Below are 18,050 nucleotides of genomic sequence, written 5' to 3'. Positions count from 1 at the left end.
GCAGCAAGTCCGGCTACATTCCGCCAAAGGTGGCCGTCATTAGTTTTTTAGGAGCGAGGAAAACTATGAGCGAAAAATTGGCTAGTGGTGTCCGAATCGTAATGCGCGGAACTTGCGGCGGAACAGCTCTAGGGCAAGTTGTTTATCTCTCGAATTCAAGCGGAGGCGACTTAACTGTCACCGTAAGAATTGACAGCAATATCAATCCGGGAAACGCTTATCCGCAAATTCGAAGTTTCCCAGTTCCTGCGCATCAAGATGTCGAGATAGGTTGCTCGAAATACGCTACAGGTGTCGGGCTGCAGGTATTGACCTACAACATCATCTCTTACTGACGCGGGCCGATTCGCCCGCTGTGCAAGCCGTCTGTGAAGAACGATCATTAGCGGCTGTTCACGATTTCATAGATCCGGGTGCGGCTAAACCCGTAGCGGCTCATCAGCTGGTAAACGTCCGCACCGTTGAACGCGCTGGTACAGGTACGATGACGGCAATGTAACGGGAAAACTCAATGCTGCCGTATGCCCTGGAGAAGATCAGCGCCGCCGTTTTTCAGGAAATCTGTGATCAGCGCACCAGCGAATCGAGCACGCTCGATTTCAAGCAGGTTCTGCCGGGCAAGGAAGACGACGACAAAGAAGAGCTAGCTAAGGACGTCAGCGCCTTGTTGAATGCCGATGGCGGCGATCTCGTGTACGGGATCAGCGAGGACCGTGCCACTGGCACTGCGAAGGCCGTCTTACCGATGACCATCGACAACTTCGACAAGGAATCGAGGCGAATCACTCAGATCCTGGATGCCTGGATTGAGTCCCGATTTCATGGCATCCAGATCGTCCAAGTGCCCCTCGATGGCGGTTGCGGGGTAGTTCTTCGCGTCCCCATGTCGTTCGACGGCCCCCACTGCGTGCGCAACCCCAACAGCACGAAGCGGAGATTTGTCATCCGCAACGGGAAAATGACCTCCGATATGAGCTTCGATCAAGTGCGTTCAGCCTTCAATGGCACAGCCTCACTTGCAGTACAAGCGCGCGAATTCGCTCGCAGCAGGCTCAAACTCGTTGAGGAACGGAAGACGCGGATGCCCATGGGCGATTCGCCTCTGGCAGTGTTCGAGCTCGTCTCGCTGTCAGGCATGGCCCGCCGCACTTTGGTTGACGTCAAAAACGTTCAGTTCGTCGACTTCATCGCATGGGACGGAGGTGCCGACCCGCGCATGAACCTAGATGGCGTCGGCGCCTATCTTGGCTCCGGTGGTGAAGCGTACTCACAGAGCCAGCTGTTTAGGAATGGATCGATGGAGTTCATGACCATCGCTGGCAACAGAGGTGAAGGCGGCAAGCTGGGGGTATGGGCATCCCACTCGCTCGAATTCTTCGAGCGATCACTGACTGTTTCGCTGAAGGCCGCCAAGCGGTACGAGATCACAGGTCCGGCACTGGTGACCTGTGCGCTGATGCACGTTGAGGGCTGCGAACTGGCGCTTAACAACAATCTGCCATTTCGAAAAAAGCTCGGCGACCGCCCGTTCATGGTCTTCCCGGAGATCTACATCGAGGACCTGTCAGTTGACGCCGATGTCGACGATCTGCTCGCAGACACGCGCGATGTTCTCTATCAAGGCTTTGGCTACACGGCTGCGCCAGCCAAGAAATAGGCACTCCCCCGGAGAGGTACCGCATTGCGGTGTCGCCCGGATTCAGCACGTTCAGAACTGGTGAGCAAAATTTCTAACCGAACCTTCGTCGTCCTCGATACAAACCTTCTATTGCACTTCAAGCGGCCAGACCAGATGGACTGGACCGCCGTGGGTGACGAAGTTGTACTGCTTATCTTGCCTATTGTTTTGAGGGAGCTTGAGAAGGCAAAAGCGCTTGGTGGAAACCTGCGCGTGAAGCAGCGTGCGGGCCAGATGGTGTCCTGGCTTTCTCGACTTCTCGATGAAGGGCAAGAAGTCCTGATCAGGCCTGGCGTCGCCCTCCGCTTCGTCGGTGATGAGCCGCAAGTGGACTTCGCAGCTAACCATCTGGCTCGCGAAGTTCAAGACGATCAAATTGTTGCGTCGCTAATTGACCTGAAGGGCAGGCTGCCATCTGCTCCCATCTTGTGCACGGCCGACATGGGGCTTCGCGTCAAGGCCAAGCTGCGAGAGTTTCGGCTTCATGTGCCGCCGGACAGCGAACGGCTAGCAGAAGAGCCAGACCCGAAAGACAAAGAGATTTCAGAGCTTCGTCAAGAGCTGCAGAAGTTTAGAGACAAGGTGCCCAGGCTATCCGCCGCTTTTGGGGATGGGAACCTACACGTCAAGCCCGATCCGATCCTTGTTCCACCGACGCCGTCAGGACTGGAGAGCGTGAAACTGCTGCACCACCCCATGACAGCGGCGAAGCAAACTCACCCAGGGTCCATCGGAGACCTTGTGAAGATGTTGAGTACGCCGAGCGAGGTGACGGTGGAGCACTACAACAAGCAACTAGAGGCTTTTTTTACCGACTATGAAAAATACTTGGAGAAGTTTGAGGCTTGGTCCTGCACGGTTCGGCGGTGCTTTTTGTTCGATCTCAAGCTGATGAACTCGGGCACAACGCCTGCCACAGACGTCGACGCCATCTTCACGTTTCCGGAGGGAGTCCGTATCCTCCGAGCTTCAAAGATTCCAGAAGCACCCAAGATGCCAACAGCACCCGAGGTGCCAAAGCATGCCTTCGGCCCAATAGGCGGCATCGGGTTTGCAACACAGATCCCGCACGAAGGCGCAATCCCTCCCGGCGGAGGAAAACAGCCATGGACGATGTCTTGCGAAGCCAATCGAGTTCACTTGAAACTCGACAAGCTCAAGCATGGTTTCAATTTTTCAATCCCAAAACTGGCGGTCTTGTTTCCAGCTCAGGGCAAGCGCTCCATTTCGCTTCAAGCAGAGCTGACGGCGAACGAGTTGGCTTCTCGGATCGAATGTGAGCTTCATCTTGTCGCCAGCTAGTGACCGGGCACCAAAAGGGAGGGATGCGTCCAAGTGCTACTAGTTGTCGAAACCCATTTGCGAAAGAGCAGGATCAGTTCTTTCAGCTTTCAAGCAGAGAATGGACGCAGCACGCCGCACTATTCGCTCTTTGGCTAGAGACAGCTCCCTTCCGCAAGTTCTCCAGAGAGCAACCATCACTGCCGGCGGCTAACGATCTCATAGATCCGCGTGCGGCTTTCCGAAGCCGCGAATTCTCTCCGGTCGTCGCGTCGCTTGGCTAGTGCGAGAAGTGGAGGCATGGGCCGAAAGCCGACCCGTATCAAATTTGCCTCCCCCGCCGAACACCGGCGCTCGCAAAGCGCGAAAGCTTCTCTGACCCCAACAAAGGGCTGCGGCGGACAGGCACTCCGCACCGCGTCGAACTGATCAAGCCAAATGAAAAAATCGGCAGCCGTGCATATCGCCCTCGACGAATTTTTTTCCGTGGTACGAATTTACGACACGGGACGCCGACTATCCAACCAACTGATAATAAGACTCCACTAATTCCCGGGACGCGGCCTCATAGTAGCTCCAAGCTTTGATTTCAGAATCAGGCACAAGACTTAGGTGGCTTTTTCTGTACTCGACCAAAGCTTGAAAAAGCCTAGACCCAACCCTAACCATTGGAAGCAATCGGCGCGCATCCGGATCAGCACCAAAACCTCTCTCAGCAGCTAAAATTTCCGCCTTTTGAAGGCCTTGAAGCAGTTCAATTATTCTATTATCCAATTGGTCACTTGGCCTTTCCCTGGCTGCCGGACCGCTGCGAACTTCTTCGATGTCCTCCCGACTCAAATACTGTGGAACCAAGAGTTGCGCTGCACGCGCAGCCGTCTCATAGGGATCTTGCGTGAAGTGCCCCGTCATCTCGGCTATCTCAGGAAAAAACCCAATGAGATCTCGGGCTGGTATGAACTTGTAGTCTCGAAAATCCTGCCAATACATAACGCTAAAGCCAAATGTAACGTTGTTCTTGTTTGTATAGCGACTTTCAGATTGCACCAAAAAGTCATCGACTCTGGTGTTTTTCAACCCATTGGTAAGCAAAACCATTTCATCAATCCTATTGGCATACGTCGAAGTTTTCCGCAGCGTGCTCAGCAAATCCTCTAATTCAAGCGCGTGACCCGGGCTTTTATATTTAGCCTGCCCAAGAATACCGCTGAACCTAGGATCAAAGGTCAAAATATCCACCCCGTGCTGCTGCTGTCCATCTCGCCCGTATGCTTCAAAAGCCACTCGAACATTAGATCTTTGTAAAATCAGCCAACTCATGATGTGACAGCTGATGTCCTCCCAATCATCCTTATTTTTGACCTGCAATGGGGCCGGGGCTTTGCTCATGGATTTGCTCACTTATTCAGTTCTTAAGATTATCGGATGCGAAAGAAATCTCGCTGAGGTGCTCGAGTTTCACATCAAGCTCGGAGAGCCACACCCGCCGCTCCCTGTCGTAGCCGTGCCGGTTGTAGGTACCTTGAATGCCAGGCTGAACATGCCCTAGCAGTGCTTCAGCAACACTATCCGGACATCCCATTGCCGCAAGTAGCGTGCGACTCGTGCGCCGCAGGTCATGCGGCGCCCAATGCGTCACCGGCAACCGTGGGCGCGCATGTTTCGGATTTGTTTTCGAATAGGGCTGGTAGTAATGCACCTGGGTTTGCACGACAGCCTGTTCACTGTGCGCCTTGCCCCCGCTGTCCCGCGCCGGGAACAGATAGCCTGAGGGGTAGTCGGCAAGACGCCGCCGGACGATAGCTTCAGCACGCCCCACCAGCGGCACTCGCAGATCCGTGGCCAAGGCGTGCCGCGCATTTTTGGTCTTCACCTTCGGCACGGTCCACCAGAGGCCATCCACCTCTTCTGTGATCTCTTTCGCTTCCATCGCGCAAATCTCAGCGCCTCGCGTACAGGTCCACAGGTACATCGTGAGGGCGTCGTCGACCAAGCCAGTGAAGTGCGGTAGCCAGCGGATCAGTTGCCCGGTCTCTGCCTCGCTCAGCACCCGCTTCACAACCCCGATGTTCTTGCCCTGCATGACCTTGCCCTTGCTCCGCAAGCGCCCCCGCATGACCAGGCGCCACCAGTTCGGAGAAGTATCGGGAATACGCCCTGCATCGAGGGCGTAGTCCCATGCGCCGGCCAACTCGCCGCGCAGTTGGACTGTGCTCACCGGCGTATTCGACTGATCCTCAAGCAGTTTGAATGCGTCCGCTCGCGTAACAGCTGCGGCTTGCTTGTTGGCTAGAGCATCGAGGCGCTTGTTGAACAGCCGCTCGGTTTCCTTCACCCCCTTCGGCTGTCGATGTTTTAGGATGTGCCCATCGAGGTAGTCGTTGCACAACTGGCGCACGGTATAGCCGGTGGCGGCGGGCTCCTTCTTGACTGCCGCCGCCTCTCGCCTCTTCAGTACTGGGTCGGCGCCAGCGCCGCGCTGCGCTCGCACTGCCTCCCAAGCCACGGCGGCATTCGCCAAGTTGACGGCAGGCCAGTTGCCGATCTTCGTCTGCCGCATCCGCCCATCAATCGGCGACTTGAACCTGTAGACCCAAGTGCGCGTGGTGGCCGTCGCTTGAAGGCGAAGCCCAGGACACCCGTCCACCATAATGTGCTCGCCTGGCTTGAGCAGCTTGGCTGCTCGGGCATCGAATTGCATGCGCCTCACTCCAACGGCGTAACTTTCCTGATGACCGGTTCGCCAGCTCGGCGTAACTTTAAGCGGCCAAGCGGGAAAAAGCTACGCCAACGAAGCAACTGTAGGGGTGTTTTGAGAAGTGTCGATGAATAGAGAAAGAGTAACCAGATTGCCATTTTCCTCAACGGAGTCAAAGACTTAATGGCAAAAATCGATGCAAATCAAGGCCCTGGCGATACGCCAGCTTCGGCCCACACGCCCATGATGGCCCAGTACCTGGGCCTGAAAGCCGACCATCCGGACACCCTGCTGTTCTACCGGATGGGCGACTTCTACGAGCTCTTCTGGGGCGACGCCGAAAAGGCCGCGCGCCTGCTCGACATCACGCTCACCCAGCGCGGCCAGTCGGCCGGCCAGCCGGTGGTGATGTGCGGCGTGCCCTTCCATGCGGTCGACACCTACCTCGCGCGGCTCATCAAGCTGGGCGAATCGGTCGCCATCTGCGAGCAGGTGGGCGAGGTCGGCGCCAGCAAGGGGCCGGTCGAGCGCAAGGTGATGCGGGTGGTCACGCCCGGCACGCTGACCGACTCCGAACTGCTCAGCGACAAGAGCGAATCGCTGCTGCTCGCGGTGCACGCGGGCTCGCGCAATTTCTGCGGGCTGGCGTGGCTCAGCGTGACAGGGGCCGAACTGCGGCTGGCCGAATGCCCGGCCGACGCGCTCGAAGCCTGGATCGCTCGCATCGCACCCAGCGAATTGCTCTACAGCGCCGAGGTCACGCCCGCCTTCGAGCAGCGCCTGAAGGCCGCGCGCAGCGCCACGCCCTTCACGCTGTCGATCCGCCCCGCGTGGCAGTTCGACGGCGGACTGGGCGAGCGCAAGCTCTCCGAGCAGATGGGCAGCAACAGCCTGGCCGCCTGGAACGCCGAATCGCTGGGCAACGCGCATGCCGCCGCCGCCGCGCTGCTGGGCTACGCAGAGCACACGCAGGGCCGCGCGCTGTCGCACGTGCAGCGCCTGTCGGTGGAGCGCGACGGCGACCTGATCGAGCTGCCGCCCACCACGCGCCGCAACCTCGAGCTGGTGCAGACGCTGCGCGGCGAAGAATCGCCCACCATGTTCTCGCTGCTCGACACCTGCATGACGGGCATGGGCAGCCGGCTGCTGAAGCGCTGGCTGCTGTCGCCGCGGCGCGACCGTTCCGAGGCGCAGGAGCGGCTCGAAGCCATCGGCGCGCTGCAGGCCACGGTGCTGGGCGGCACGGCGGCGCCCTGGCGCACGCTGCGCGAGCAGCTCAAGAACACCAGCGACGTGGAGCGCATCGCCGCCCGCATCGCGCTGCGGCAGGTGCGTCCGCGCGAGCTGCTGGCGCTGCGCCTGGCGCTGGCCAAGGCCGAGCAACTGGCGCCGCTGCTGCCGGGCGCCGCCGCGCTGCTGGCCCGGATCACCGAGCGCCTGGCGCCGCCGCCGGGCTGCGCCGACCTGCTGGTGAGCGCCATCAAGCCCGACCCTTCGGCGCTGGTGCGCGACGGCGGCGTCATCGCCACCGGCCACGATGCCGAGCTCGACGAGCTGCGCGCCATCAGCGAGAACTGCGACGACTTCCTGCTCAAGCTCGAAGTCAGCGAACGCGAGCGCACCGGCATCAGCAACCTGCGGGTGCAGTTCAACCGGGTGCACGGCTTCTACATCGAGGTGACGCAGAGCGCGCTCTCGAAGGTGCCCGACAACTACCGCCGCCGCCAGACGCTGAAGAACGCCGAGCGCTTCATCACGCCCGAACTGAAGGCCTTCGAGGACAAGGCCCTGAGCGCGCAAGACCGCGCCCTGGCCCGCGAGAAGTGGCTCTACGAACAACTGCTCGACGCGCTGCAGCCCTCGGTGCCCGCGCTCACGCAGCTGGCCGGCGGCATCGCCACGCTCGACGCGCTGTGCGCGCTGGCCGAGCGCTCGCACACGCTGCACTGGCGCGCGCCGAGCTTCGTCTCGCACCCGTGCATAGAGATTTCGCAGGGCCGCCATCCGGTGGTGGAGGCCCGGCTGGCCGAAAAATCGTCGGGCGGCTTCATCGCCAACGACACGCAGCTCGGGCCGCAGCAGCGCATGCAGGTCATCACCGGCCCCAACATGGGCGGTAAGTCGACCTACATGCGGCAGGTGGCGATCATCGTGCTGCTCGCCTCCATCGGCTCGCACGTGCCGGCCGCCGCCTGCCGGCTGGGGCCCATCGACGCGATTCACACCCGCATCGGCGCGGCGGACGACCTGGCCAACGCGCAGTCGACCTTCATGCTCGAGATGACCGAAGCCGCGCAGATCCTGCACAGCGCCACCGCCCAGTCGCTGGTGCTGATGGACGAAATCGGCCGCGGCACCAGCACCTTCGACGGGCTGGCGCTGGCCGCCGGCATCGCGGCGCAATTGCACGACCGCAGCAAGGCCTTCACCCTCTTCGCCACCCACTACTTCGAGCTGACCGAGTTCCCGGCCACGCATCACGGCGCCGTGAACATGCACGTGAGCGCCACCGAAGCCGGCCGCGACATCGTGTTCCTGCACGAAATGCAGCCCGGCCCGGCCAGCAAGAGCTACGGCATCCAGGTGGCGCGGCTCGCCGGCATGCCGGCGGCGGTGGTCAACCATGCCCGGCAGGCGCTGGAAGCGCTGGAGTCGCAGCATGCCCAGACCCGGGCGCAGGTCGACCTGTTCGCGCCGCCCCCGGTGGCCGAGACGCCGCTGGTCAGCGCCGTAGAATCCGCGCTGGCCGCGCTCGACCCCGACGCCATGAGTCCGCGCGAGGCCCTCGATGCCCTGTATGCCCTTCAAAAATTGAACAAACGTGAACTCGGTGCCGCGTGATCGGGCATCGTTCATGCAAGATGAACCCATGACTTACTGCGTAGGCATCAAACTCAACGCCGGCCTGGTGTTCCTGTCCGACTCCCGCACCAATGCGGGCGTGGACCACATCAGCACCTTCCGCAAGATGATCGTCTACGAGCAGCCGGGCGACCGCGTCATGGTGCTGCTGTCGTCGGGCAACCTGAGCATCTCGCAGTCGGTGCGCGAAATCCTGCAGATCGAAGAGCTGCGCGAGACCCGCGAAGACGGCTCGCCGGGCGACCCCATCACCATCTGGAACGCCAAGAGCATGTTCGACGCCGCCCGCGTGCTGGGCTCGGCGGTGCGCCACGTGTACGACCGCGACGCCGAAGCGCTCAAGCATGCGGGGCTGGACTTCAACGTGTCCTTCATCTTCGGCGGGCAGGTCAAGGGCGAAGGCATGCGCCTGTTCCTGGTTTATGCAGCCGGCAACTTCATCGAGGCCACCACCGAGACGCCCTACTTCCAGGTCGGCGAATCGAAGTACGGCAAGCCCGTGCTCGACCGCGTGCTCACCCCCGAGACCCCGCTGGACGAAGCCGCCAAGTGCGCGCTGGTGTCGATGGACTCGACCATGAAGTCGAACCTGTCGGTCGGCCTGCCGCTCGACCTGGTGGTGTACGAGGCCAACAAGCTCGAGACCGACCGCGTGATCTGCATCGACGCCGACAACCCCTACTACCGCATGATGCACAACAGCTGGGGCCAGAAGCTGCGCGAGGTGTTCGACAGCATCGAAGACCCGGTGTGGGACGACAGCCATACCGAGCATCCGCTGAAGATGCCCGCCACGCGCCACAGCCCGCTGCGGAAAATTTCGACCCCCGACGAAAAGCTGATCTGAACCCCGTGCCTCCCGTCGTCTTCTCGCACGGCAACAGCTTTCCCGCGAGCACCTACCGCGTCGTTCTCGACAGCCTGCGCAACCGCGGCTTCGAGGTCGATGCCATCGAGAAATTCGGGCACGACCCGAAATACCCCGTCACCGACAACTGGCCGCACCTGGTGCAGCAGCTGGCCGACTTCGCCAAGGCCCGCGCCGACCGCGCGGGCGGCCCGGTGTTTCTCATCGGCCATTCGCTTGGCGGCTTCCTGAGTTTGATGTGCGCGGCGCGCCACCCCGAACTGGCGCGCGGCGTGGTGCTGATCGATTCGCCCATCCTCGGCGGCTGGCGCGCGAACACGCTCAACGTGGTCAAGCGCACGCCGCTCATGAAGAGCATCTCGCCCGGCGCCGTGAGCCGCAAGCGCCGCAACAGCTGGGAGCACCGCGAGGCGGTGTTCGAGCACTTCCGCAGCAAGAAGGCTTTCGCGAAGTGGGACGAGCAGGTGCTGCACGACTACATCGACCACGGCACCTTCGACAGCGAGGACACCCGCGCCCTGAGCTTCGACCGCGACGTCGAGACCGCCATCTACAACACCCTGCCCCACAACCTGGGCGCCCTGCTGCGCGCGCACCCGCTCAAGTGCAAGGCGGCGTTCATCGGCGGGCGCCAGTCGGCCGAAATGAAGCGTGTGGGCATGACCATGACCCAGCAGGTCACCAAGGGCCGCATCGCCATGCTGGACGGCTCCCACCTGTTCCCCATGGAAAAGCCGCAGGCCACGGCAGCCGCGGTGGAAGCCGCGCTGCGCAACCTGCTCTGATCCGCGTGATCCGCGTCAGCCCTGGGTGATGTGCACCCCGGGCCGCTGGCCCGCGTTCCACTTGCCGCCGAGCGCGCGCTCGATCTGCGCGGCCAGCTGAAGCAGCAGCCCGTCGTTCGCCTGCGCGGCCTGCGCCTGGATGCCCAGCGGCAGGCCGTTTTCCTGCGTGGCCATCGGCAGCGAGATGCCCGGCATGCCGCACAGATTGGCCAGCGGCGTGTAGGCGAAGTTCTTCCACAGGTTGGCGAACCAGTCGTGGACCGACGGGTTCGTGCTCGTCGTCAGGTACTCGCTGGTGCCGACCTTGGGCGTGGGCAGCGCGGTCACCGGCGTCAGGATGATGTCCCACTGCTGGAAGAAATTGCCGAAGGCGCGCGAGGTGGTGTTGAACACCGCCTGCATCTTCGAGCGCTCGGTGTACGAGGTGTGCAGGCCCGCTTCCCAGATCTTGATGTTGATCGGCTCCAGCAGCTCGGCTGGCGGGCGTGCCAGCCCGAGCCGGTGCAGGTGGCCGTCGATGACCTGCGCGAAGTTGCTGATGTAGCAAGTGGTCTGGGCCGCGAACGCGGTCTGGAAGTCGACCTTTGGCAGCGCCCATTCGACATGGTGGCCCACCCCTTCGAGGAACTTGCCCACGCGCTCCAGTTCGGCCACGAAATGCGGCGTGGCGCGGAAGTCGCCCCACTCGTGCGACAGCGCGATGCGCAGGCGACCCGGGTCTTTCTTGATCAGTTCGCTGTACGGCTCGGCCGGCGACCAGAAGGGCATGAACTCGCCCGGCGCGCCGCCGCGCGCGTTGTCGACGAAGGCGGCGGTGTCGCGCACGGTGCGGCTGTGGCAGCCCTGGATCGACACCAGGCCCGACAGGTCCGACAGGCCCGGCGCCAGCGAGAACACGCCGCGCGACACCTTCAGGCCGATGTTGCCGTTCACGCCCGCGGGAATGCGGATGGAGCCGCCGCCGTCGGTGGCGTGCGACAGCGGCAGCACGCCCGCCGCCACCACCGCCGCCGTGCCGGCCGAAGAGCCGCAGGTGGTGTATTCGAGGTCCCAGGGGTTGCGGGTGACGCTGATGGAGTTCTCGGCCGAACTGCACACGCCGAATTCGGGGGTGGTGCTGCGGCCGACGATGTTGAGGCCGGACTTGCGCAGTTGCTGCGTGAGAAAGCTGTCGGCCGTGGGGCGGTGGCCCTGCATCATCATCGAGCCGAATTCCTGCAGCCGGCCCTTGAGCGTGGGGCCCAGGTCTTTCATGAGGTAGGGCAGGCCCGCGAACACGCCCTCGGGGTTCATGCCGTCCTTCAGCGGATCGGCTACCACGTCGTCGAACACTTCGACGACCGCGTCCAGTTGCGGATTGACCTTCGCGATGCCGGCCGCGGCCTGCGCCGCGAGTTCCGCCGCCGTCACTTCGCCCTTGCGGACCCGTTCGGCCAGTCCGATGCCGTCATGCGAGGCCCATTCGTCCCAGCTCATTGCCAAAGTCATTTCTTCGTTCTCCGTTTCTGTTCAAGTTGGCGGCGCCGAACAGGGGCCGCGGGTTCATTCATTCGTTGTTGGTTCGAGATGAGCGCGCCGGGCAGGCAAGGTACATCAAGCCCACCCGAACCCCAGTCGCAGAAGCATCAGCGTACCCGTGCCGACAAGAATCGTCCCGGTCACGTCGTTTCGTCGAACGAGGTAGTAGGTCAATGCGGCGGCCACTGCAAAGAGCCGCGCATCGTGCCAGTCGGCCAGCATGCGGCCGTTGCTCAGGAACACGTCGGGCACCACCATCGCGAGCAGCGCCGCCACCGGCGCATGGCGCAGCCCGCGCCACAACCAGCCCGGCAGCTTCGGCTCGCTGTCGGGCAGCAGGAAAAAACTGCGCGTGAGCACCGTCACCCCCACCAGCGCGCCCACCGCCAGCCACACGTACACATCGTGACCCAGGTGCATCAGCGCGCACCCCACCGGCGGTCGGCCCAGGTGCCGGCCGCGAAGGCCGTGGCGATGGCTGCAACCACGTTCAGCCCCATCGGCCACGAGGCCGTGGCCAGCGCCACCATGCCCGCCGCCAGCGCGGAGCAGCGCACCGCGCGGTCGGTGAGCATCGGCAACGCGAGCGCGAGTAGCGCCAGCACGCCGATGAAGCGCAGGCCCCATGCAGCGGGAATGGCGTCGGCCAGGAAGATGCCCGCGAGCGAAGCCACATGCCACGCCGCCCAGTTGGTCAGCGCGAGCCCTAGAAAGTAGCCCTGCTGCCGCGTCGTCGCGCACCCCGAAGGCGCGGGCTCCGGATGCCGCAGCACGAACTGCGCATACACCGGGTCACCCGCAAGGTACGACAACAGCACGCGCTGCGTCCTGCGATGCCCGCCGAAGTAGCGGCGCCAGCTCACGCTGAACACCACGAAGCGCAGGTTGAGCACGCACGCCGTCGCGACGATCACCCACAGCGGCGCGCCGGCCGCGATGAGCGGCAGGCAAGCCAGCTGCGACGCGCTCGCGAACACCAGCAGCGACATGGCCAGGATCGCCCCCAGCCCCACACCACTCTTGGCCATGGCCACGCCCGCCACCAGGCCCATGGCCATGGTGCCGAGCGCGGCGCCGGCGATGTCGCGCCGGCCCTCGGCAAAGGCGCCGCGCCACTCGGGGTCGGCCATCGATGCGCGCCAGGCGCTCCACCGGCTCACCGTGCGCTCGCGAGTTCCGCGCGCGGCGCGGCCGCCAGCAGCCGCCGCGTGTAGTCGTTGGCGGGCGCGGCGAACACCTGGCCCGTGGGGCCCTGCTCGACGATGCGCCCCTGGCTCATCACGATCACGCGGTCGCACAGCTGCGCCGCCACCCGCAGGTCGTGCGTGATGAACAGAATGCCCAGCCCCAGGTCGCGCTGGATCTCCCGCAGCAGGTCGAGGATCTGCGCCTGCACCGACACGTCGAGCGCGGACACGGCCTCGTCGGCCACCAGCACCTGCGGCTGGCAGGCAATGGCGCGCGCGATGGCCAGCCGCTGGCGCTGGCCGCCCGAGAACTGGTGCGGATAGCGGTCGAGCGCGGTGCGCGGCAGCTGGATGCGGTCCATCAGCTCCTCAGCGGTCTGGCGCGCATGCAGCTTGCTCAGGCCGAAGTTCATGGCGCCCTCGACCATCGACGAGCCCACGGTGCGGCGCGGGTTGAGCGAGCGATTCGGGTCCTGGAACACCACCTGCACCCGCGAGCGCAGCGGCCGCAGCCGGCCTTCGGGCAGGTCGCGCACCTCGGCGTCGCCCCAGAGGATGCTGCCCGCGCTGGGCGAGATCAGCCGGATCATGCAGCGCGCGAAGGTCGACTTGCCCGAGCCCGATTCGCCCACCACGCCGACCGTCTCGCCGCGATGCACCGCCACGCTGGCGTCCTGCAGCGCGGTGTTGTGCTTCGCGCGGCCGAGCCAGTCGCGCCGCGTGTAGATCTTGCCGACGCCCTGGCCCGCCAGCAGCGGCCTGCCGCCGGGCAACTCGCGCGCGGGCGGCGGCGTCATGCCGGGCACGGCGTCCAGCAGCATGCGGGTGTAGGCCTCGCGCGGGCTGCGCAACACCTGGTCGCAGGGGCCCTGCTCCACCAGCGCGCCGCGGTGCATCACCATCACGTCGTCGGCAATCTCCGCGACCACGCCCATGTCGTGCGTGATGAAGAGCACGGCGCTGCCCTGCTCCGCCTGCAGCTCGGCGATGAGCTTCAAAATTTCGGCCTGCGTGGTCACGTCCAGCGCGGTGGTCGGCTCGTCGCAGATCAGGAGGCGCGGCTTCAGGATGATGGCCATCGCGATCACGATGCGCTGGCGCTGCCCGCCCGAAAGCTGATGCGGGTAGCTCGCATGGATGCGCGCCGGGTCGGGCAGCCGCACGCGCTCGAAGATCGAAAGAATGTGCGCCTTGCGCTCGGCAGCGCCCCACGCGGTGTGGGTGCGCAGCAGCTCGTCGACCTGCTCGCCGCAGGTGAGCACCGGGTTCAGCGCCGTCATCGGCTCCTGGAACACCATGCCCATGCCGGTGCCGCGCAACTGGCGCAGCCGCTTGTCGGAGGTGAAGCGGCCGTTGTCGACCAGCTTCTCGCCCGAGAGAATCACGTCGCCGCCCTCGAGCACGAGCCCCTTGGACAGCAGCCCCATCACCGTGGTGGCCAGCACCGACTTGCCCGAGCCGGACTCGCCCACGATGCACAGCGTGCGCCCGGCCTCGATGCGCAGGTCGAGCTGCGCGATGGCGTGCGGCCGGTCGGCGTCGGAAGGCAGCGCGACCCGCAGGCCGCGCACTTCGAGGATGGCGGCGCTTCGATTGGAATCAGTCATTGAATCGGCGCCTCACACGCGCTTGGAAAACTTGGGATCGAGCACATCGCGCAGGCCGTCGCCCAGCATGTTGATGGCCAGCACCGTGGGCACCAGGAAGAGCGCCGGGAACAGCACGTTGCCCGGGCTCTGCGAAAACTGCACGCGGCCCTCGGCCATGATGTTTCCCCAGGTCGGCACGTCCGACGGCAGGCCCAGGCCGAGGAAGCTCAGGATGGCCTCGGTCAGCACCGCCGAAGCCGCGATGAAGGTGCCCTGCACGATCAGTGGCGCCAGCGCGTTCGGCAGGATGTCGCGCCACAGGATGGTCGCGTCGGCCGTGGCCAGCGCGCGGGCGGCCTCCACGAAGGGCTCGTCGCGCAGGCTCATCACCAGCGCGCGCACAAGGCGGGTCACGCGCGGCACTTCCGGCACGGCAATGGCCAGGATCACCGTCGGCAGGCTGGCGCCCAGCACCGCCACCAGCGTGATGGCGAGCAGCACGGCGGGAATGGCCATCACGCCGTCCATCACGCGCATCAGCACCGCGTCCACGGCGCGGAAGTAGCCGGCCAGCATGCCCAGCAGGCAGCCGAAGGCGATGGCGACGAAGGCGGTGAACAGGCCCACCGTCATCGAGATGCGGGTGCCGTAGAGCACGCGGCTCCATACGTCGCGCCCCACGCTGTCGCTGCCCATCCAGAAGGTGTGGGCGAACTGGGCGCCGTCGGGCATGGTCACCTGGCCCGCCGTGCCGGCGCCGACCGAGATGAAGCTCGGGTCCATGGCCGAGGGGTCGAAGGTGCCGAGCCAGGGCGCGAACGCGCCCAGCAGCGCCAGCACGGCCAGCACGACGACGCCGCCGCGCACGGCGGTATTGCGCCAGAGTCTTTTCAGGGTGCTCATGTCAGTCGGTCAATCAATAGCGGATGCGCGGATCGATGAAGAGGTAGCTCAGGTCCACCAGCAGGTTGACGGCCACGTACACCACCGCGAAGAACAGCACCACGCCCTGCAGCACGGGAAAGTCGCGGTTGAGCACCGCGTCGACCGTGAGCTGGCCCAGGCCCGGAATCGCGAACACGGTTTCGGTGACGACCACGCCGCCCAGCAGCAGCGCCGCGCTCACGCCGATCACCGTGACCACCGGCACCGCCGCGTTGCGCAGCGCGTGGTGCTTGAGCACTTCCAGCTCGGTGATGCCCTTGGCGCGCGCGGTGCGGATGAAGTCTTCGGTCAGCGCCTCGCTCACCGCCGCCCGCGTCACGCGCGACAGCAGCGCCACGTAGGTGATGGCCAGCGTGAGGCAAGGCAGCACCAGCTGGTGAAGCCACGGCCCCACGCCGTCGGCGATGCGGCGGTAGCCCTGCACCGGAAACCACTGCAGCTTCATCGCCAGCAGGTAGATCAGCACGTAGCCGACCACGAACACCGGCACCGAGAAGCCGGCCACCGAGAACGCCATCACCGCCTTGTCGAGCCAGCCGCCCATGCGCCACGCGGCCAGCGTGCCCAGCGGCAGCGCGATGGCCACCGCCAGCAGCAGCGTGCCGCCGGCCAGCGAGAGCGTGGGCTCCATGCGCTGGCCGATGAGCTCGGTCACCGGCTTGTTCAGGAAGAACGAGAAGCCCAGGTCGCCGTGCAGCACGCCGTTGCACCAGATCGCGAACTGCTCCCACAGCGGCCGGGTCAGGCCCAGCTGCACGCGGATGCGGTCCAGGTCTTCATTGGTGGCGCTGTTGCCGCCGATCACCGCCGCCGGGTCGCCGGGCGTGAGGCGCACGATCATGAAGATCGCGACCGCCACCACCAACAGCACCGGCAGCGTGGCGAGCAGGCGCTTGCCGAGGAACGTGAGCATGGGCTTATTGCTTCTTGATGTTCCAGTACACCTGCGCGCCGGCCGGCACCAGGCCGCTCACGTTCTTGCGCACCGCGGCGGGCTGGTTGTACTGGCCGACCGGCACGTGCGTGGCCGTCTCGAAGGCGCGCAGCTGGGCGGCCTGCGCGAACTTCTTCTTGTCTGCATCGGTCTTGGCCTGGGCGAACTGGACCTTGATCTCCTCGAGCTTGGGGTCGTTCTGCCAGCCGAACCAGCCCTTGTCGCCGCTGGCGTTCATCATGGCCATGGTGATGGGGTTCAGGATGTCAGAGGCGGTCCACGAGGTCATGAACGCGCTCCAGCCGCCGGCCGAGGGGGCGTCTTTCTTGGCGCGGCGCGCCACCAGCGTGGACCAGTCCATCGACTGCATGTCGACCTTGAAGCCGGCCTGCTCCAGCTGCTGCTTGGCCACCAGCGGCAGCTTGCCGATGGTCGGGTTGTCGGTCGGGCGCATGAGCACCACGGGCTCGCCCTTGTAGCCGGCCTCCTCGAGCAGGGCCTTGGCCTTCTGCGGATTGGCCACGCCGGTGTAGTCGCCGGTCTGCTCCGACTCGAACAGCGTGCCGCAGGGGAACATGCTCTTGCAGTAGCGCGTGAGCCCCGGCGTGCCGACCTGGGTGCGCAGGAAGGCTTCCTGGCCCAGCGCGATCAGCGCGGCGCGGCGCACCTTCTCGTTGTTGAACGGCGGCTGCAGGAAGTTGAAGCGCAGGATGAACTGGTTGCCCGCGGGTTGGGCGTCCACCAGCTTGATGTCGGGGTTGGTGCGCAGCGTGGCGTATTGCTCGAAGGCGGGCTGCTCGAGGATGTCGGCCTCGCCGTTGAGCAACGCATTCATCTGCGTCTGCGCGTCGCGGATGATGAGCCATTCCACGCGATCGACGTACACGTTCTTGCCGCCGGCGGTGCCCGAAGGCGCCTCGGCGCGCGGCTTGTAGCGCATGTTCTTGGTGAACACCACGCGCTCGCCGGGGCGAAACTCGTCGGCCTTGAAGACGTAGGGGCCGGAGCCGATGGATTCCTTGATCTGCGTGTCGCCCGAGGTGTCGGCAATGCGCTTGGGCATGATGAACGGCACGTTCGACGAAGGCTTGCCCAGCGCCTCGAGCACCAGGCCGAAGGGCTCCTTCAGCACGATGGAGAAGGTCTTGGCGTCGGGCGTCTCGTAGCGCTCCGTCACCTTGGCGAGCTGCGCGCCGAAGGTGTCTCGCGTGGCCCAGCGCTTGATGGAAGCGACCACGTCCTCGCTGGTGACCGGCTTGCCGTCATGGAACTCCAGGCCTTCGCGCAGCGTGAAGGTCCAGGTCTTGTTGTCGGTCGACACCTTCCACTTGTCGACCATCTGCGGCCGGATGCGGCCTTCCAGGTCGGTGGCGAACAGCGTGTCGTACACCATGTAGCCGAAGTTGCGCGTCACGTAGGCCGTGGTCCAGATCGGATCGAGCACGGTGATGTTGCTGCTCGGAATGATCTTGAGCGTGGTGGTCTGCGCCACGGCGGGAACGACGGCCGCGCCGGCCAGCAGCACGGCTGCGCCCCATCGGGCAAGGCGGCGCGACAACATGGCGCGCGAAGGCGAAAAGAGCTGCGGTTGCATTTGATTTCCTGAAGACGGCAAGGGCTCCATTGAGTCATCTGTCAGGTCAAATGCATATATACAGTTTGATTGCTCTGTAGTAGAACAGTCGCTCGTCCGCCCCGTGTTTGT

Annotated in this window: 15 protein-coding genes and 1 pseudogene; 7 read left to right on the top strand and 9 right to left on the bottom strand. The window is 64.3% G+C overall.

The annotated features are described in order from the left end of the window. Positions 1-65 precede the first annotated feature (65 nt). The 4 genes and pseudogenes from L3V85_RS13340 to L3V85_RS13325 all read left to right on the top strand — a co-directional run. The gene (locus L3V85_RS13340; protein WP_237679671.1) at positions 66-335 is read left to right on the top strand and encodes a hypothetical protein; all 270 of its coding nucleotides are present in this window, start codon (positions 66-68) and stop codon (positions 333-335) included. 176 nt (positions 336-511) lie between these two features. Then, entirely contained in the window at positions 512-1,657 is a 1,146-nt protein-coding gene (locus tag L3V85_RS13335) for an AlbA family DNA-binding domain-containing protein (RefSeq protein ID WP_237679670.1), read from the top strand. Positions 1,658-1,717: 60 nt separating this feature from the next. Beyond that, complete coding sequence (locus L3V85_RS13330; protein ID WP_272934792.1) at positions 1,718-2,980, top strand: PIN domain-containing protein; 1,263 nt, start codon at positions 1,718-1,720, stop codon at positions 2,978-2,980. Between the two features lie 223 nt (positions 2,981-3,203). Beyond that, positions 3,204-3,338: pseudogene (locus tag L3V85_RS13325) on the top strand (hypothetical protein); the annotation flags it as partial. Between the two features lie 137 nt (positions 3,339-3,475). On the opposite strand, the gene L3V85_RS13320 reads toward L3V85_RS13325, so the two are convergent. Both L3V85_RS13320 and L3V85_RS13315 read right to left on the bottom strand, forming a co-directional pair. Next, complete coding sequence (locus tag L3V85_RS13320) at positions 3,476-4,348, bottom strand: hypothetical protein (RefSeq protein WP_237679668.1); 873 nt, start codon at positions 4,346-4,348, stop codon at positions 3,476-3,478. Between the two features lie 16 nt (positions 4,349-4,364). Beyond that, positions 4,365-5,660 (bottom strand): tyrosine-type recombinase/integrase, encoded by a 1,296-nt coding sequence (locus tag L3V85_RS13315; protein ID WP_237679667.1) that lies wholly within the window; start codon positions 5,658-5,660, stop codon positions 4,365-4,367. A gap of 180 nt (positions 5,661-5,840) precedes the next feature. On the opposite strand from L3V85_RS13315, the gene mutS reads away from it, so the two are divergent. Genes mutS through L3V85_RS13300 form a run of 3 tightly spaced genes read left to right on the top strand, consistent with a single transcriptional unit; the run spans position 5,841 to position 10,172 of the window. After that, the gene (gene mutS, locus L3V85_RS13310; protein WP_295185413.1) at positions 5,841-8,498 is read left to right on the top strand and encodes a DNA mismatch repair protein MutS; all 2,658 of its coding nucleotides are present in this window, start codon (positions 5,841-5,843) and stop codon (positions 8,496-8,498) included. Positions 8,499-8,526: 28 nt separating this feature from the next. Further along, a complete protein-coding gene (locus L3V85_RS13305) occupies positions 8,527-9,366 on the top strand; it encodes a proteasome-type protease (protein ID WP_237680556.1) in 840 nt (279 codons plus the stop codon). 5 nt (positions 9,367-9,371) lie between these two features. Then, entirely contained in the window at positions 9,372-10,172 is an 801-nt protein-coding gene (locus tag L3V85_RS13300) for an alpha/beta fold hydrolase (RefSeq protein ID WP_237679665.1), read from the top strand. Positions 10,173-10,187: 15 nt separating this feature from the next. On the opposite strand, the gene L3V85_RS13295 is transcribed toward L3V85_RS13300, so the two are convergent. The 7 genes from L3V85_RS13295 to L3V85_RS13265 all read right to left on the bottom strand — a co-directional run bounded on the left by L3V85_RS13295 (position 10,188) and on the right by L3V85_RS13265 (position 17,939). Beyond that, positions 10,188-11,660 (bottom strand): amidase, encoded by a 1,473-nt coding sequence (locus L3V85_RS13295; RefSeq protein ID WP_237679664.1) that lies wholly within the window; start codon positions 11,658-11,660, stop codon positions 10,188-10,190. Positions 11,661-11,765: 105 nt separating this feature from the next. Then, complete coding sequence (locus L3V85_RS13290; protein WP_081266749.1) at positions 11,766-12,110, bottom strand: AzlD domain-containing protein; 345 nt, start codon at positions 12,108-12,110, stop codon at positions 11,766-11,768. Continuing rightward, the gene (locus L3V85_RS13285; protein ID WP_237679663.1) at positions 12,110-12,850 is read right to left on the bottom strand and encodes an AzlC family ABC transporter permease; all 741 of its coding nucleotides are present in this window, start codon (positions 12,848-12,850) and stop codon (positions 12,110-12,112) included. The genes L3V85_RS13290 and L3V85_RS13285 overlap by 1 nt, the downstream gene beginning before the upstream one ends. Then, positions 12,847-14,484, bottom strand: coding sequence for a dipeptide ABC transporter ATP-binding protein (locus L3V85_RS13280; RefSeq protein WP_237679662.1), 1,638 nt, complete (start codon positions 14,482-14,484; stop codon positions 12,847-12,849). The genes L3V85_RS13285 and L3V85_RS13280 overlap by 4 nt, the downstream gene beginning before the upstream one ends. Before the next feature lie 12 nt (positions 14,485-14,496). Continuing rightward, positions 14,497-15,369: an ABC transporter permease gene (locus L3V85_RS13275; protein WP_237679661.1), complete on the bottom strand. Its 873-nt coding sequence runs from the start codon at positions 15,367-15,369 to the stop codon at positions 14,497-14,499. A gap of 13 nt (positions 15,370-15,382) precedes the next feature. Next, on the bottom strand, positions 15,383-16,324 hold the full coding sequence (locus tag L3V85_RS13270) for an ABC transporter permease (protein WP_237679660.1): 942 nt from the start codon (positions 16,322-16,324) through the stop codon (positions 15,383-15,385). A gap of 4 nt (positions 16,325-16,328) precedes the next feature. Next, positions 16,329-17,939 (bottom strand): ABC transporter substrate-binding protein, encoded by a 1,611-nt coding sequence (locus L3V85_RS13265; protein WP_237679659.1) that lies wholly within the window; start codon positions 17,937-17,939, stop codon positions 16,329-16,331. Positions 17,940-18,050 lie beyond the last annotated feature (111 nt).

The organism is Variovorax paradoxus (assembly GCF_022009635.1).
Taxonomy (GTDB): Bacteria; Pseudomonadota; Gammaproteobacteria; order Burkholderiales; family Burkholderiaceae_C; genus Variovorax.
Note: the sequence above shows the minus strand (reverse complement) of the source record. Positions and strands in the feature narration are given on the sequence as shown.

What these genes read in the sequence shown, in the direction of transcription:
- L3V85_RS13340 (WP_237679671.1), top strand. Translation starts at nt 66, where the DNA reads ATGAGCGAAAAATTGGCTAGTGGTGTCCGAATCGTAATGCGCGGAACT.
- L3V85_RS13335 (WP_237679670.1), top strand. Translation starts at nt 512, where the DNA reads ATGCTGCCGTATGCCCTGGAGAAGATCAGCGCCGCCGTTTTTCAGGAA.
- L3V85_RS13320 (WP_237679668.1), bottom strand. Translation starts at nt 4,348, where the DNA reads ATGAGCAAAGCCCCGGCCCCATTGCAGGTCAAAAATAAGGATGATTGG.
- L3V85_RS13315 (WP_237679667.1), bottom strand. Translation starts at nt 5,660, where the DNA reads ATGCAATTCGATGCCCGAGCAGCCAAGCTGCTCAAGCCAGGCGAGCAC.
- mutS (WP_295185413.1), top strand. Translation starts at nt 5,841, where the DNA reads ATGGCAAAAATCGATGCAAATCAAGGCCCTGGCGATACGCCAGCTTCG.
- L3V85_RS13305 (WP_237680556.1), top strand. Translation starts at nt 8,527, where the DNA reads ATGACTTACTGCGTAGGCATCAAACTCAACGCCGGCCTGGTGTTCCTG.
- L3V85_RS13295 (WP_237679664.1), bottom strand. Translation starts at nt 11,660, where the DNA reads ATGACTTTGGCAATGAGCTGGGACGAATGGGCCTCGCATGACGGCATC.
- L3V85_RS13290 (WP_081266749.1), bottom strand. Translation starts at nt 12,110, where the DNA reads ATGCACCTGGGTCACGATGTGTACGTGTGGCTGGCGGTGGGCGCGCTG.
- L3V85_RS13280 (WP_237679662.1), bottom strand. Translation starts at nt 14,484, where the DNA reads ATGACTGATTCCAATCGAAGCGCCGCCATCCTCGAAGTGCGCGGCCTG.
- L3V85_RS13275 (WP_237679661.1), bottom strand. Translation starts at nt 15,369, where the DNA reads ATGAGCACCCTGAAAAGACTCTGGCGCAATACCGCCGTGCGCGGCGGC.
- L3V85_RS13270 (WP_237679660.1), bottom strand. Translation starts at nt 16,324, where the DNA reads ATGCTCACGTTCCTCGGCAAGCGCCTGCTCGCCACGCTGCCGGTGCTG.
- L3V85_RS13265 (WP_237679659.1), bottom strand. Translation starts at nt 17,939, where the DNA reads ATGCAACCGCAGCTCTTTTCGCCTTCGCGCGCCATGTTGTCGCGCCGC.